At 42.0% G+C, this 13,245-nt stretch carries 13 protein-coding genes; 9 read left to right on the top strand and 4 right to left on the bottom strand.

Annotation, left to right across the window (positions count from 1 at the left end; translation table 11 throughout):
* The first annotated feature begins 32 nt into the window (after positions 1 to 32).
* Complete coding sequence (gene dinB / locus G563_RS0128580) at positions 33 to 1,094, top strand: DNA polymerase IV (protein ID WP_028668344.1); 1,062 nt, start codon at positions 33 to 35, stop codon at positions 1,092 to 1,094.
* A gap of 5 nt (positions 1,095 to 1,099) precedes the next feature.
* Here dinB and G563_RS0128575 read toward each other — a convergent pair whose 3' ends face one another.
* From G563_RS0128575 to G563_RS36125, 3 genes are all read right to left on the bottom strand, one after another.
* Complete coding sequence (locus tag G563_RS0128575; RefSeq protein WP_028668343.1) at positions 1,100 to 1,876, bottom strand: LytR/AlgR family response regulator transcription factor; 777 nt, start codon at positions 1,874 to 1,876, stop codon at positions 1,100 to 1,102.
* Between the two features lies 1 nt (position 1,877).
* Positions 1,878 to 2,927 carry a sensor histidine kinase gene (locus G563_RS0128570; protein WP_028668342.1) on the bottom strand — a complete coding sequence of 350 codons (1,050 nt, stop codon included), beginning with the start codon at positions 2,925 to 2,927 and terminating at the stop codon, positions 1,878 to 1,880.
* Positions 2,928 to 3,137: 210 nt separating this feature from the next.
* A complete protein-coding gene (locus tag G563_RS36125) occupies positions 3,138 to 4,292 on the bottom strand; it encodes a 2-isopropylmalate synthase (RefSeq protein ID WP_084650999.1) in 1,155 nt (384 codons plus the stop codon).
* Between the two features lie 417 nt (positions 4,293 to 4,709).
* On the opposite strand from G563_RS36125, the gene G563_RS0128560 reads away from it, so the two are divergent.
* The 6 genes from G563_RS0128560 to G563_RS0128535 all read left to right on the top strand — a co-directional run bounded on the left by G563_RS0128560 (position 4,710) and on the right by G563_RS0128535 (position 9,625).
* Complete coding sequence (locus G563_RS0128560; RefSeq protein ID WP_037328451.1) at positions 4,710 to 5,558, top strand: glycerophosphodiester phosphodiesterase family protein; 849 nt, start codon at positions 4,710 to 4,712, stop codon at positions 5,556 to 5,558.
* A gap of 70 nt (positions 5,559 to 5,628) precedes the next feature.
* Positions 5,629 to 7,158, top strand: a complete 1,530-nt coding sequence (locus G563_RS0128555) for a GH3 auxin-responsive promoter family protein (protein ID WP_037328449.1) — start codon at positions 5,629 to 5,631, stop codon at positions 7,156 to 7,158.
* 128 nt (positions 7,159 to 7,286) lie between these two features.
* A complete protein-coding gene (locus tag G563_RS0128550) occupies positions 7,287 to 7,868 on the top strand; it encodes a LemA family protein (protein WP_028668339.1) in 582 nt (193 codons plus the stop codon).
* Positions 7,869 to 7,938: 70 nt separating this feature from the next.
* Entirely contained in the window at positions 7,939 to 8,373 is a 435-nt protein-coding gene (locus G563_RS0128545) for a TPM domain-containing protein (RefSeq protein WP_028668338.1), read from the top strand.
* Positions 8,374 to 8,424: 51 nt separating this feature from the next.
* Entirely contained in the window at positions 8,425 to 9,183 is a 759-nt protein-coding gene (locus G563_RS0128540; protein ID WP_028668337.1) for a TPM domain-containing protein, read from the top strand.
* Positions 9,184 to 9,199: 16 nt separating this feature from the next.
* The gene (locus tag G563_RS0128535; RefSeq protein WP_028668336.1) at positions 9,200 to 9,625 is read left to right on the top strand and encodes an NUDIX hydrolase; all 426 of its coding nucleotides are present in this window, start codon (positions 9,200 to 9,202) and stop codon (positions 9,623 to 9,625) included.
* Between the two features lie 71 nt (positions 9,626 to 9,696).
* On the opposite strand, the gene G563_RS0128530 is transcribed toward G563_RS0128535, so the two are convergent.
* Positions 9,697 to 11,127 carry an aldehyde dehydrogenase family protein gene (locus G563_RS0128530; protein ID WP_037328447.1) on the bottom strand — a complete coding sequence of 477 codons (1,431 nt, stop codon included), beginning with the start codon at positions 11,125 to 11,127 and terminating at the stop codon, positions 9,697 to 9,699.
* A 244-nt stretch (positions 11,128 to 11,371) separates the two neighbouring features.
* On the opposite strand from G563_RS0128530, the gene G563_RS0128525 reads away from it, so the two are divergent.
* Entirely contained in the window at positions 11,372 to 12,358 is a 987-nt protein-coding gene (locus G563_RS0128525) for a helix-turn-helix domain-containing protein (protein ID WP_028668334.1), read from the top strand.
* Positions 12,359 to 12,415: 57 nt separating this feature from the next.
* Complete coding sequence (locus tag G563_RS0128520; protein WP_028668333.1) at positions 12,416 to 13,219, top strand: SDR family oxidoreductase; 804 nt, start codon at positions 12,416 to 12,418, stop codon at positions 13,217 to 13,219.
* Positions 13,220 to 13,245 lie beyond the last annotated feature (26 nt).

Here is a 13,245-nt window from a genome sequence, read left to right as displayed (position 1 = left end):
AGGCAACTTCTTCTATGCGGCCTTTTTCAGCCATGACTCGCAAAATCATTCACATTGATATGGATGCTTTTTTTGCATCTGTCGAACAGCGCGATACCCCTTCTCTACGCGGCAAGCCCGTAGCAGTAGGCGGTAGCAGCGAGCGAGGAGTGGTGGCGGCGGCTAGTTATGAAGCTCGGCGTTTTGGTGTGCGGTCGGCTATGTCGTCACGGGTCGCTTTGCGCAAATGTCCTCAGCTCATTTTCGTAAAACCGCGATTTGAAGTGTATCGATTTGTATCTCAGCAAATTCGGGAGATTTTTGCAGATTACACTCCACTTGTCGAGCCCTTATCATTGGATGAAGCCTATCTGGATGTGACCGAAAACCGCCAAGGTGTCAAATCAGCTACTTACATTGCGAAAGAAATCAAAGCTCGTATTCTTGAAAAAACCCAACTAAGGGCATCGGCTGGGGTATCTTACAATAAGTTTTTGGCCAAGCTTGCTTCCGATTATCGCAAACCTGACGGACTTTTTGTGATAACTCCTAGCGAAGGAGCGGCATTTACGGAAACTCTTTCTATCGACAAATTTCACGGAATTGGGAAAGTAACCGCCGAAAAGATGCACCGTTTAGGTATCAAAACAGGTCTTGAACTTAAAGAAAAGAGTGAGACATTCTTAAGAACTCATTTTGGAAAAATGGGGAGTTATTATTTTCAAATCGCGAGAGGAATCGACGACCGCCCTGTTGAACCTGACCGTATCCGTAAATCGGTAGGCTCCGAAAATACTTTTGAATATGATTTAGAAACATGGACAGAGCTACAAGAAGCCCTAAAACCATTGATTGAAGAGGTGTGGAAGTGGTGCGAACGCACCCAAATTTATGGACGTACCGTAACAGTAAAAATCAAATTCAATGATTTTCAGACCATAACTAGAAGTATTTCTAGTAGCTTATTGATTCGAGAAAAAGCAACTTTAGAAAAATTGGCAATCGACCGTTTGAGCGAACCTTTATCTAAACCTGTGCGACTATTGGGTGTTTCTATTCATAACCTTGAAGACACCCGCCCCCACGAAGGTCAGCAACTCACTTTGTTTTATTAAGTACATTATTCTCCTAGCCATTCTTTAAAGTCTTTTACTTTTTCTCTTCCTACGATCACCTCATCATCAAACATGGGAGATAATTGCAACTTCAATTTACTGTTGAAATACATCTGCACTTTGTCGATAGCGCGTATAGATGCGATGATTTGGCGATTTAGTCGGTAATATTGGCGCGAATCAATCGCGTGTAAAATCTCATCAAGGGTATAGTCTATCAGGTAGTCTTTTTGGTCGTATGTTTTGGCAAAAGTAAGTTTATTGCGCGTATAAAAATAAGCTATTTGACTGATTTCTACCGAAAACATCTTTTGTCCTTGCCTGATTAAAAAGCGCTCGCGATAGGTAGGTTCGGCAGGAGGAGCTAAGTGTGAAAGCAAATTTTTGATAGAATCCTGTATATCAATCGACGATTTGCCAAATATTTCTCTCAATTGCGACAGCTTCGCAAATGCTACTCTTAACTCTTCAGCTTTGATAGGTTTGAGTAAATAATCTATGCTATTAAGTTTGAAAGCTTTGATAGCAAATTCGTCATAGGCAGTCGTAAAAATAACGGGGCTTGTGATAGAGACTTGGTTAAAAATCTCAAAACTTTGACCGTCGGCAAGTTCAATATCTAGTAAGATTAAATCGGGCGAGGGATTTTGTCGAAGCCATCGCACCGAGTCTTCGATGGTAGCCGTAAACCCTACCACTACTGCGGTAGGCTGAACTTCTTGTACTAGTCGCTGTAGCTTACGCGCCGTCAATTCTTCGTCTTCTACAATTAAAATATTCATATCAAAAATCTGAGTGATTGACCGATAAATATTGGGGTGAAATAAGCGGCACCATTACCTGAAAAATAGCCTCCGTTTGTCGAATTACGACATGAGACTGCCCCAGCAAACGGTATTTATTAGAGATATTGGTAAGTCCGGTTTTATTAGAGATGACACTCTTTTGTTTTTTCTGTAAATTATTGATTACAAACAAGTTATTGGCTTTGTCAGTATAGATTTTAATCATCAATGGCTGATGACTCAAGACAATATTGTGCTTCATGGCATTTTCGACCAACAACTGCAAAGTAAGCGGTGGCAGCAAATAATTTAGATGCTGATGCTGAATGTTTTTTTCCAATACAACACCGCTACCAAAACGAGTTTGTAGCAAATGAAAATACGCATCAATAAACTCAAGTTCATTTTGGAGGGAAGTCAAAGGTTGTTCATTGTTTTGCAACAAATACCGATACACCGACGATAATTCTTCGATGAAGCGTTCGGCTTTTTTGGGGTCCTCTGCCACCAAGGAAGATAAAGTACTGAGACTATTAAATAAAAAATGTGGCTGAATCTGAGATTTCAAAGAATCAAGCTGCGTCTGAAGGTTTTCTTTTTTGAGGCGCTCAGCCTCAAAATACGTCCTTTTCCATTGTTGATACAGATAAATCCCTTCATATAAAGCCAAAATAGGTAGCAAAATCAACAAGCCAAATATGATGTTGAAAATATACCGCTCAACAGGAAACACATAGCCCCAAAACATATTGAGGCTGTAAAAAAGTGAGAATAGAAATCGGATTAAGATTGTGATAGAAAAAGTCCAAGCCAACAAAAAAACCAAACGCTGCCGGGTAAGTTTGATACCGGGATATTTTTCTCGTGATTTGATGATAACGAGCCGATTGAGTTCCCATAAAATCACTACCGCCACTACCGTATGAAACACTTCTTTGGCATGTCCAAAATATTGGACCGCTTTTCCTTCGTGATATACGACCAAAGCAACAAGCGTAATCACAGGAATGCCAATTATCCTGAGCCATTTGTCGTTTAGTTTTGTCATACACAAAGAAGTACTTAAAGTGGATAGTTTTCAACTTTTTTGAGGATTTAAACAAAGCTCTTGATTTTTTGTGATTCCCCAAAAATTGCCCTTGCTGAGGCGTCAGTTTTGGACGTCGAAGTGTCGAAAAAAGAGGTTACTAAAAAAGAAAAAGTCGGCAGAATTTCTACCGACTTCGTTTTATATTTATCAATAATGATTCTATGAAGATTAAGCCACCACTATTTCGCGAGCAAGCTCTACCAAATCTTTGTCATTTACTTCCTTCTTGACATCAGCTACATCCAAAAATTGCTTATAAATAATATCCAAAGTAGGCTTGTCAAAAGTATAACCCAATAGCTCCAAACGATGCTTGAGGGCGTGACGTCCGCTACGCGCGGTCAACACAATCATCGACTTATCTACTCCTACATCACTTGGGTTCATGATTTCGTAATTGAAGGCGTGCTTCAAAAATCCATCTTGGTGAATTCCAGAAGAGTGCGCAAAGGCATTACGCCCTACAATCGCCTTGTTGGCCTGTACAGGCATCCGCATCATTTTGGATACCAACTGACTTGTAGGATAGAGCAATTGGGTATTGATACCTGTTTCATAACCCATTTCTTTGCGTACCTTAAGGGCCATCACTACTTCTTCGAGAGAAGTATTACCGGCTCTTTCACCGATACCATTCATGGTAACTTCTACTTGCCGCGCGCCACTCATTACACCTGCGATGGTATTGGCAGTAGCCAAGCCGAGGTCATTGTGGCAATGAATAGAAATCGTGGCTTGGTGGGCGTTAGAAGTATTTTCGAAGATATACTTGATTTTGTCACCGTATTCGTGAGGTAAACAGTAACCAGTGGTATCAGGGATATTGACGACTGTAGCACCTGCTTTGATGACCGACTCTACGAGATGAGCCAAAAAAGCTAAGTCTGCTCGTCCAGCGTCTTCGCAATAAAACTCCACGTCTTCTACATAAGTTTTGGCGTGTTTGACCGCCCCAATAGCCTGCTCCACAATTTTCTCGCGGGTGGTATTGAACTTGTGCTGAATGTGGATATCCGAAGACCCTAATCCTGTGTGAATTCGGCCACGTTTGGCATATTGTAGTGCTTCCCCAGCGGCGTCAATATCACCTTTGATGGCACGAGAAAGTGCACAAATCACAGGCTCACGTACTGCTTTTGAAATTTCAACTACTGAACGAAAATCGCCCGGGCTCGAAATCGGAAACCCTGCTTCGAGGACGTCAACACCCAGCTTTTCGAGTTCTTTGGCGACAACAATCTTCTCATCGGTAGTTAACTGGCACCCCGGCACTTGCTCGCCGTCGCGCAATGTAGTGTCGAAAATTTGAACTCTCTGGCTCATTGTTTGTAAAGAGGGATGGATTATTAAGTTTTATTTTGGGTTAAACTTCTTCAAAGTTAGTAAAATTCAAAAAAAAACCTTTCTCGGGGTGAGAAAGGGCTTTTCCTTTTCGCAAAAACACCCCTTCTCACTTATGACCAAGTGAGGCGAAGGAGATTTCTTTGAATCATATTTTTGTTGCTCATTGTTGCTTGCGAATTTTCGCTATACGCGTATTTCTTCTACAAAAGTAGCGGAATAATTTTTGCTTCCAAAAGTTTTTCAAAAAATTATATACCCTTTTATAAAGGATATTTATTGAGCTAATTCTCATACTTTTCGATAGATTTATGAGAAATAACTAGCTTTGCAAAGAGTACGACCATCACAAGTAGCATGAGATTCTATCTTTCTTCATTGCTTTTTTTAACGATATCTATGCAAAACTCTTACGTCCAACCTGCTTCCTTCAACTGGCAAGGCCATCGTGGTTGTCGTGGGTTGATGCCCGAAAACACCATTCCTGCCTTCTTAAAAGCACTTGAAATAGGAGTCAATACGCTTGAATTAGACGTAGTTATCTCTAAAGATTTGCAAGTAGTGGTCTCTCACGACCCTTATTTTCATCCTGATTTTTCACTCGCCCCTGACGGCAATGCCATCCCTAAAAACCAAAAAATTATTTTATATCAACTCCCTTACGACGAAATCAAACGCTATGATGTAGGAAGTAAGGGAAACGGAAATTTTCCCCAACAACAAAAACTAAAAGCCTATAAACCCCTTCTGCAGGAGGTAATTGAGGCTGCTGAAGCTTTTCGGATTCAACAGCAGATTCCTTTATTTTTGTACAACATTGAAATCAAAAGCAATGAAAGCGAATACGATAAAACCCAGCCACCTGTAGCCTTATTCTCAGACTTGGTATATAAAGAAATCATTAATCTGCTTCCTGCCAATCGCATCGTAATTCAGAGTTTTGATTTCAATATCCTCAGATATTGGAAAGAACAAATCCAGCGAGGTATTTATCAAAAAGTACCCTTAGCGGCTCTTGTAAGCAATCTTAGAGGCATCCACAACAACTTAGAAGCTCTGGGCTTTGTGCCTGACATATATAGTCCTTATTATCAGTTGTTAAATTCCGAAAAAGTACGGCTATTACATTTTCAAGGAATAAAAGTTATCCCTTGGACTGTAAACACAACCGCCGAAATGCAGAAACTAAAAGCCATGGGAGTGGATGGAATCATTACCGATTACCCTAATCGCATCCCGAAAGATTGAGAGAATTAGTACATTTTTTTATTCTTTCAATCATTTTATTTATGTTTATTGAACTAAAAACAAATTATACGTGCCGCTGCTGAACGACATACTCATCTTCTTTATGAAACGCCGAGCCGAACGCATCGAGCATTTCAAGAAACATCCTGTGGAGGTTCAGCATCAGACATTCCATGAACTGATTGAGGCTGCTCGCTATACCGACTGGGGGATTAAATATCGCTATGGAACGATTCAGACTATCAAACAATACCAAGAACGGGTTCCTATTTCTACTTATGAAGACTTGTTTCCGTATATAGAACGTGTATTGTTAGGAGAACAAAACGTGCTTTGGCCGTCTGACGTAGAATGGTTTTCAAAATCGTCGGGTACGACCAATGCCCGTAGCAAATACCTACCGATTACTCCCGAGTCACTGGAAGATTGTCACTATAGAGGGGGGAAGGATGTCATGACGCTCTATGCCCAAAATCGCCCTAATTCCCTTGTGTTTGAAGGCAAAGGTCTTTCTATTGGAGGCAGTCTCCACGACAATCCTTTCCACCAAGAAGGAGGAATGGTAGGAGATGTATCGGCGGTGATTATGCGAAACCTGCCCACTTGGGCGGAGTTTCTTCGCACCCCGCCTATCGATGTGGCCCTGATGGACAAATGGGAAGATAAACTCGCTCGAATGGCCGATATATGTGGCAAAGAAAATGTGACGAGTATCTTAGGGGTTCCTACTTGGACGATTGTGCTTTTAGACCGCATCATGGAAGAACACGGAGCCAAAAACATGCTCGATGTTTGGCCCAATTTTGAGGTTTTCATTCACGGGGCAGTAGCCTTTCAGCCCTATCGTGAGCTTTTCATGAAAAAATACTTCCCGAGTGATAAGGTCACTTACATGGAAACTTACAATGCATCAGAAGGCTTTTTTGCCCTTCAAGATGATTTGGCACTGCCCGGCGAAATGCTCTTAATGCTTGACTACGGTATTTTTTATGAGTTTATTCCCGCAGAAGAATGGGACAAGACTCATCCCAAAGCCCTCACTATCGATGAAGTAGAACTTGACAAAAACTATGCGCTTGTCATCTCTACCAATAGTGGCTTGTGGCGCTATCAAATCGGTGATACCATTAAGTTTACTTCTAAATACCCATTTCGTATCAAAATCAGCGGACGTACCAAGCACTTTATCAATGCTTTTGGCGAAGAGGTGATTATCGAAAACGCCGACGCCGCTATTACTTATGCTTGCGAGCATACGGGGGCCATTATCAATGATTATACGGCTGGCCCCGTATATATGGACGACGGTAGCAAAGGTCGCCACGAATGGATTATTGAATTTAGTAGAGCCCCCCACAACTTAGAAGAGTTTTGTAATCTGTTGGACCAAAAATTAAGAGAGGTCAACTCTGACTATGATGCCAAGAGATACATGGAGCTAGCTTTGCTCCAACCCCTACTTCATGCCGTACCATTGGGTACATTTTATGATTGGATGGGGCGAAGAGGTAAGCTAGGCGGCCAAAATAAAGTGCCTCGTTTGAGCAATTCCCGCGAGTATTTAGAAGGCATCTTGGAGATGATTTATCAAGACAAATAAACAAATAGTTTTTATGGTATATAAAAAAATATAGCATATCTCTCTTTGTGACCGTTTGTGTAATTATTTAGTCAAAAGCATTAGATTTAAACAAATTTGCATCTGTTAAACTAAAATCTAACATTACCATGTCAAAAACCACCATCATCGTTGTCGTTGTTCTTCTGCTAGTTGGTATGTACGGATGTAGCACCTACAACGGCCTCGTAGGAAAAGACGAGACTGTCAACGGGGCTTGGGCAAAAGTACAAACTCAGTATCAACGACGGGCTGATTTGATTCCCAACTTAGTAAATACTGTAAAAGGAGCCGCCGATTTTGAGAAAAATACCCTTTCGGCTGTGATGGAAGCGCGCTCAAAAGCTACCTCTATCAATCTATCAGCTGAGCAGCTTACCCCCGAAAACATCCAGAAGTTCCAAGCAGCTCAAGACCAACTTAGTGGTACGCTGTCGCGGTTGTTGGCTGTAGCCGAAAATTACCCCAACTTAAAAGCAAATCAAAACTTTTTGGATTTGCAAGCCCAATTAGAAGGTACCGAAAACCGCATCAGTGTAGCTCGCAACGACTTCAATGATGTCGTAAAAGATTACAATCAGTCGGTTCGTACTTTTCCAGCGGCCTTGTTTGCAGGAATGTTTGGCTTCCAAGCCAAAGGATACTTTGAAGCTTCCCAAGCCGCTCAAACCGCTCCTAGCGTCAAATTCTAAGTAGTCTTATTATCTTATCATTTGCGGATTGAAGCAGGGTCTGCTCAATCCGCAATCTCATTTTTTCAGTATGGAACATTTCTTTTTATCAGCCTCCGAACAAGAGCAAATCTTAGAGGCTATCCGCCAAGCAGAATTAGCTACCTCTGGCGAAATAAGAGTGCATATTGAAGGAAAGTCCTTGGAGCCAGATGTGATAGAACGCGCCAAAGAAGTATTTGCCGAGTTGGGTATGAATCGTACTGAACTCAAAAACGGTGTGTTGTTTTATTTAGCCTATGAAGATCGCAAATTTGCAGTAATAGGCGACAAAGGCATCAATGAGTGCGTTCCTGCCGATTTTTGGAACAGTACCCGTGATTTGATGCGAAGTCACTTTGCGAAACAGGAGTTTGCCCTTGGACTGAGTAAAGGCATCGAAAAAGCAGGCCAACAGCTCAAAACGTACTTCCCTCGTCAAGATGACGATGTCAATGAGCTTTCTGATGATATTTCTTTTGGTTAACTTCACATTTATCACTTGGCTCGTTTCATAGAGAGAGTGATGTCAAGCCCTATGCGTTATCTACTTTTTATCTTTCTTTTTGGTTGTTCCAACTTGCTCTTAAGAGCACAGAATATTCCCGACCCTATGTCGCCGAAGCGTTTGGTCAATGACTATGTGGGAATGCTCAACCGAACTGAATTAGAAACTCTTGAACAGAAACTTCGTGCTTACAACGACTCCACTTCTACCCAAATCACGGTGGTAGTCGTCAAAACTACGCAGCCCTATCCCGCAGGTGATTATGCTTTTGAGCTTGGTCGCCGCTGGGGCGTAGGTCAAAAAGATAAAGACAATGGTCTGGTATTACTCTGGGCTACCGACGACCGCAAGATTTTCATCGCTACAGGTCGAGGTTTAGAAGGGGCGATTCCTGACGTGATTGCAAAGCGAATCATAAGGGATGTCATTTCGCCTGATTTCAAAAACCAAATGTACTATCGTGGTCTCGACCAAGGCACTAGCGAAATCATCAAATACGCCACTGGCGAATACAAAGCAGACGGCAGCGAAAATGGTGATGGCGAAATTTCTGGAGCGCTGATTGTGTTTTTGATTATTTTCTTTATTATATTAATCATCATTATTTCACGCTCCAACAAAGGCGGTGGAGGCATGCGCAACCGAGGCGGAGGCTGGTATCCTTATACCACTTTTTCGGGCTGGGGAAGTTCTTCAGGCAACTGGGGAAGCAGCGGCGGAGGAGGTAGCAGCTTTGGCGGATTTGGCGGTGGCGACTTTGGCGGTGGCGGCGCCGGTGGTGATTATTAATATAGAAGTATAATTTATGAAAGTAAGACCTTCAGCATTAATTATCGAAAACAATCATGTGCTCTTGCTACGCTACAACTACAGTGGCAATGATGTATTTGCTTTGCCCGGTGGCAACCCCGACCCCGGCGAAACCCTGGTTCAAGCCGTAGAACGTGAACTCAACGAAGAATTGGGCATAGATACCGAAATCGGTGAAATGCTCATGGCTGGAGAAGTATTGCTATCGCCCACCAAAGAAGATGTGCTGCATTGTGTATTTCAGGCGCAGATTATCGGGGGCATCCCCCTACTCAACCCTTCTCATACTTCGGCACTAGAGGTAGCTTGGAAACCTATTTCTAGTCTTAGTACGCTCAACTTGTACCCCAATCTTGGTCGTTGCATTGCCTCAATGACCGGTGGCTATGTAGGACGTATCAATCAAGCTTTTTTTGAATAAAAAGCACTCATTATTATAGTATTAAGGGCTAGTACACAACTCCTTCTTGACCAGCCCTTAAGGCTATTTTACTAAAAATATTTGACAATTAAGTCCACTAAACGTTTTACCTTTCCATGATAAGGAGGATATAAAAACTTCATCGCTCCAAACTGCCGTTTAGATACACCTCTTAGGTTGCTCATTTCTTTGAATCCAAAAAAACCATTTGCTTTGCCTATACCACTATTGTTGACACCTCCAAAAGGCAATTCTGGATGGCTAAATTGCAGCATCAAATCGTTGATTACCGAATCGCCCGCCCGAGTATTATTCAAGAAATAATCAATATTTTGGGAATTTTTGCTCTGAATATAAAGTGCTAATGGCTTTTCTTTACCGTTGATATAGGCTACAACTTCTTCTTTGTGCTCATATGTAATAATGGGCAACACAGGGCCAAAAATCTCTTCTTGCATGATTTGCATGTCGTCGTGCACTCCAGTCAAAACGGTAGGCTCAATAAAATTCTCCGCTTCAATCATTTTTCCGCCTAATTCGATTTCTGCCCCTTTTTCGAGAGCATCATCAATATAGCTTTTTATGCGTCTAAAATGCCGTCTATTCACAATACGAGCATAGCTTTCTGATTGCTCTATGCCTTTACTTTCAGGATTTAGCATTTGTTGGATTGCATCTCGATAGGCACTTACAAAAACCTCTTTTTGAGAACTATGAATCATGACATAATCCACCGCAATACAGGTCTGTCCGTTATTAAAGCATTTACTCCAAGCAGTAGCGTAGGCTGCTTTTTTAACATCAGCAGTTTCATCAATGATATTAGGAGATTTCCCTCCCAGCTCTAGCGTAACCGACGCCAAATGCTCTGCGGCTGCTCGCATCACTACTTTCCCGACGGTGGGCATACCCGTAAAAAAGATATGATTGAAGGGCAATTTCAAGAGTTCGGTAGCTACTTCGACCTCTCCTTCAAATACTGCTACTTCATTTTGGGGGAAGAGCTCTTCAATCATGTTTTTTATAAAACCCGAAGTATGCGGTGTAAGCTCGGAAGGCTTCAACATTACCACATTTCCAGCAGCCAGCGCCGCCACCAAAGGCTTGATTGCCAAGGAAAAAGGATAATTCCAGGGAGAAATGATAAGCACATTACCTTTGGGCTCGTGCTTGATATAATTATACGTCCCAATGAGCCCTATAGGAGTAGGTACTCTTTGAGGTTTCATCCAGCGTTTTAAATTGTTACAGGCAAATTTAATCTCAGAAGTCACACTATACACTTCGGCCACTTGTACCTCAACGGGGGGCTTCCGAAAGTCTTTGTACATGACTTTTTCTATTTCTCCCAAATGCGACATGATATAAGCCTGCATTCGTTTTAGTTTTTCGATGCGTTCTTTGGCATCTGTCAAAGCGATTTTGTGACTATTTTTTCGTTGTTCATCAAAAACACGTTTAAAGTCAGCCACGGATACGAGCGATGTGTTGTCTACAACCATAACTATCTGATTTTCAAATTGAAATATATTATTTTTAAATTTTGTGATGAACTTAATATTTACTAAGACCACTCTTTCGCCAAAAAGACAATTCCATAAATGCCTCAAGTACCCACAGATTCATTGTTGGGGTATTTATATGACGTTGAAATCTACCAAAAGTACCATTTAAAATAGAATTCTTATGAGTTTTTAGTAAAACTGAAATTTCTGTACTTTTACTAAAATTTTTATCAAAGCCGTTATGAGTATTGTCAGCGACAACATGAAGTATCTGCGTAAATTGCACGGACTTACCCAAGACCAGTTTGCGCGCCGTGTAGGCATCAAACGAGCGTCGGTAGGAGCTTATGAAGAACAACGCGCCAATCCAAACATTGATGTACTCAAGGCCATGTCGAAGCTTTTTAGCGTATCAGTAGATGATTTGCTAAAAAAGGATTTGCGCAAAATCCGCGAGACTCCCAACCTAATCCCAATGGATAAACCCTCCCCGACGCCATTGGTAGCTGAACCTACTCCCACCGAACCTCAAACACTGTCGAGTATTTTTGAGCAGTATTATACGCCTAGCTCAGCGCCTCGCCCCGCCTCCACAGTAGTAGCGGCTCCTAAGCCTGTGGTACCACCTGAGCCACCCAAAATAGTGGCTACACCACCACCCGTTTTTCAGGCACCTTCTTTCAACAATGTCTATGAAAATACCAGTAGTACTCACATCAATCAAACACCTACTATCGAAACCGAAAAAAGCAATTCGCCTATTATTCAATACGTCCGACGTAGCGATTTCAAAAATTATGCAGATAAGTTCAATCAAGGAGATTATCTCAAGCGGCTTCCCACTTTTCAGTTTCCCCTTTTGGCAGAAGGTACTTATCGCGCCTTCGAAGCGGGTGACGATTTTGTGCTTCCTAAAGCCTTATTAGTAGGCCACTATGTCAACAATTGGTACGACATTGCCGACGGCAAAATCTATATCATGGTGGCCCGCAATCTAGGAGTAGTGTGTAGGAGAGTATACAATCAAGTCAAAATCAAAGGAACGCTTCTGCTAAGCTCTGACAATGCCAGTATACCTACTTTTGAAGTATCACTTAAAGATGTAATGGAAGTATGGGAAATTAAAGCATTTTTTAGCACTGTTTTGCCCGAACCCACCGTATCTTTGGACCATCTCAAACATCTGGTTAATCAGATGCAAGAGGAACTCAATCGAATCAAGAAGTAAAATGGCAAGTGACTCATCAATGATGACCTCCTTAACCATCAGCGATAAAACCCTCAAATGTCCAAAATCATTTTAATTACGGGTGCCTCGTCAGGAATTGGCCGTGTCACGGCCGAATACCTCACCCAGCAAGGCCATAAAGTATATGGCACGAGTCGTAAGGTTTTTACAGAAAGAGTGCCTTTTCAAACGCTTCTTATGGATGTAAATGACGAAGCCTCTGTCTATAAAGCTGTAAACCAACTGCTCCAACAAGAAGACAAAATCGATATTTTAATAAATAATGCTGGTCTAGGAATCATAGGGGCATTGGAAGAAGTACCCGACGAAATGATTGACCGGGTTTTTGATACTAATGTTTTAGGGGTACTACGTACTTGTAGAGCTGTATTGCCCGCAATGCGCAAACAAGGCCATGGGCTTATCATCAATGTAGGTTCGATTGCAGGACGAATGGGGCTTCCCTTTCGAGGTATCTACAGCGCAAGCAAAGCAGCCGTCGAGATTTTGACCGAAACATTGAGTATCGAACTCAAACCCTTCGGCATTCGGGCATGCAGTGTTTTACCGGGTGATGTCCGAACCAATATCAACTCCAATCGCCTCGTAGCCCGACCTTTGCCTTCGTCGCCCTATCGCCAATTGGTAGACCACATGAATACTATCGTCAATCATGAAGTAAGCACTGCCGAAGACCCTATTTATATCGCAAAAATCATCGAAAAAGCGATTAATAGCTCCACCCCACAGATTCATTACATTGCAGGGCCTTTTCTGCAAAGGTTTTCGCTCTGGCTCAAACGCTTCCTACCTAGCCGCTTTTTTGAGTATTTGCTAAGAGGAAATTATGGTTTGAAATAAACCACGGGGAAGGCTAAAAGAATCAA

The sequence above is a fragment of the Runella zeae DSM 19591 genome (genome assembly GCF_000423565.1).
Classification (GTDB): Bacteria; Bacteroidota; Bacteroidia; order Cytophagales; family Spirosomataceae; genus Runella; species Runella zeae.
This window is presented reverse-complemented; position numbering and strand designations above follow the sequence as displayed.

Coding starts and splice junctions, on each gene's coding strand:
- G563_RS0128545 (WP_028668338.1), top strand. CDS start 7,939: ATGGAACATTTCTTTTTATCAGCCTCCGAACAAGAGCAAATCTTAGAG.
- G563_RS0128520 (WP_028668333.1), top strand. CDS start 12,416: ATGTCCAAAATCATTTTAATTACGGGTGCCTCGTCAGGAATTGGCCGT.
- dinB (WP_028668344.1), top strand. CDS start 33: ATGACTCGCAAAATCATTCACATTGATATGGATGCTTTTTTTGCATCT.
- G563_RS36125 (WP_084650999.1), bottom strand. CDS start 4,292: ATGAGCCAGAGAGTTCAAATTTTCGACACTACATTGCGCGACGGCGAG.
- G563_RS0128570 (WP_028668342.1), bottom strand. CDS start 2,927: ATGACAAAACTAAACGACAAATGGCTCAGGATAATTGGCATTCCTGTG.
- G563_RS0128575 (WP_028668343.1), bottom strand. CDS start 1,876: ATGAATATTTTAATTGTAGAAGACGAAGAATTGACGGCGCGTAAGCTA.
- G563_RS0128530 (WP_037328447.1), bottom strand. CDS start 11,127: ATGGTTGTAGACAACACATCGCTCGTATCCGTGGCTGACTTTAAACGT.
- G563_RS0128535 (WP_028668336.1), top strand. CDS start 9,200: ATGAAAGTAAGACCTTCAGCATTAATTATCGAAAACAATCATGTGCTC.
- G563_RS0128525 (WP_028668334.1), top strand. CDS start 11,372: ATGAGTATTGTCAGCGACAACATGAAGTATCTGCGTAAATTGCACGGA.
- G563_RS0128550 (WP_028668339.1), top strand. CDS start 7,287: ATGTCAAAAACCACCATCATCGTTGTCGTTGTTCTTCTGCTAGTTGGT.
- G563_RS0128560 (WP_037328451.1), top strand. CDS start 4,710: ATGCAAAACTCTTACGTCCAACCTGCTTCCTTCAACTGGCAAGGCCAT.
- G563_RS0128540 (WP_028668337.1), top strand. CDS start 8,425: ATGCGTTATCTACTTTTTATCTTTCTTTTTGGTTGTTCCAACTTGCTC.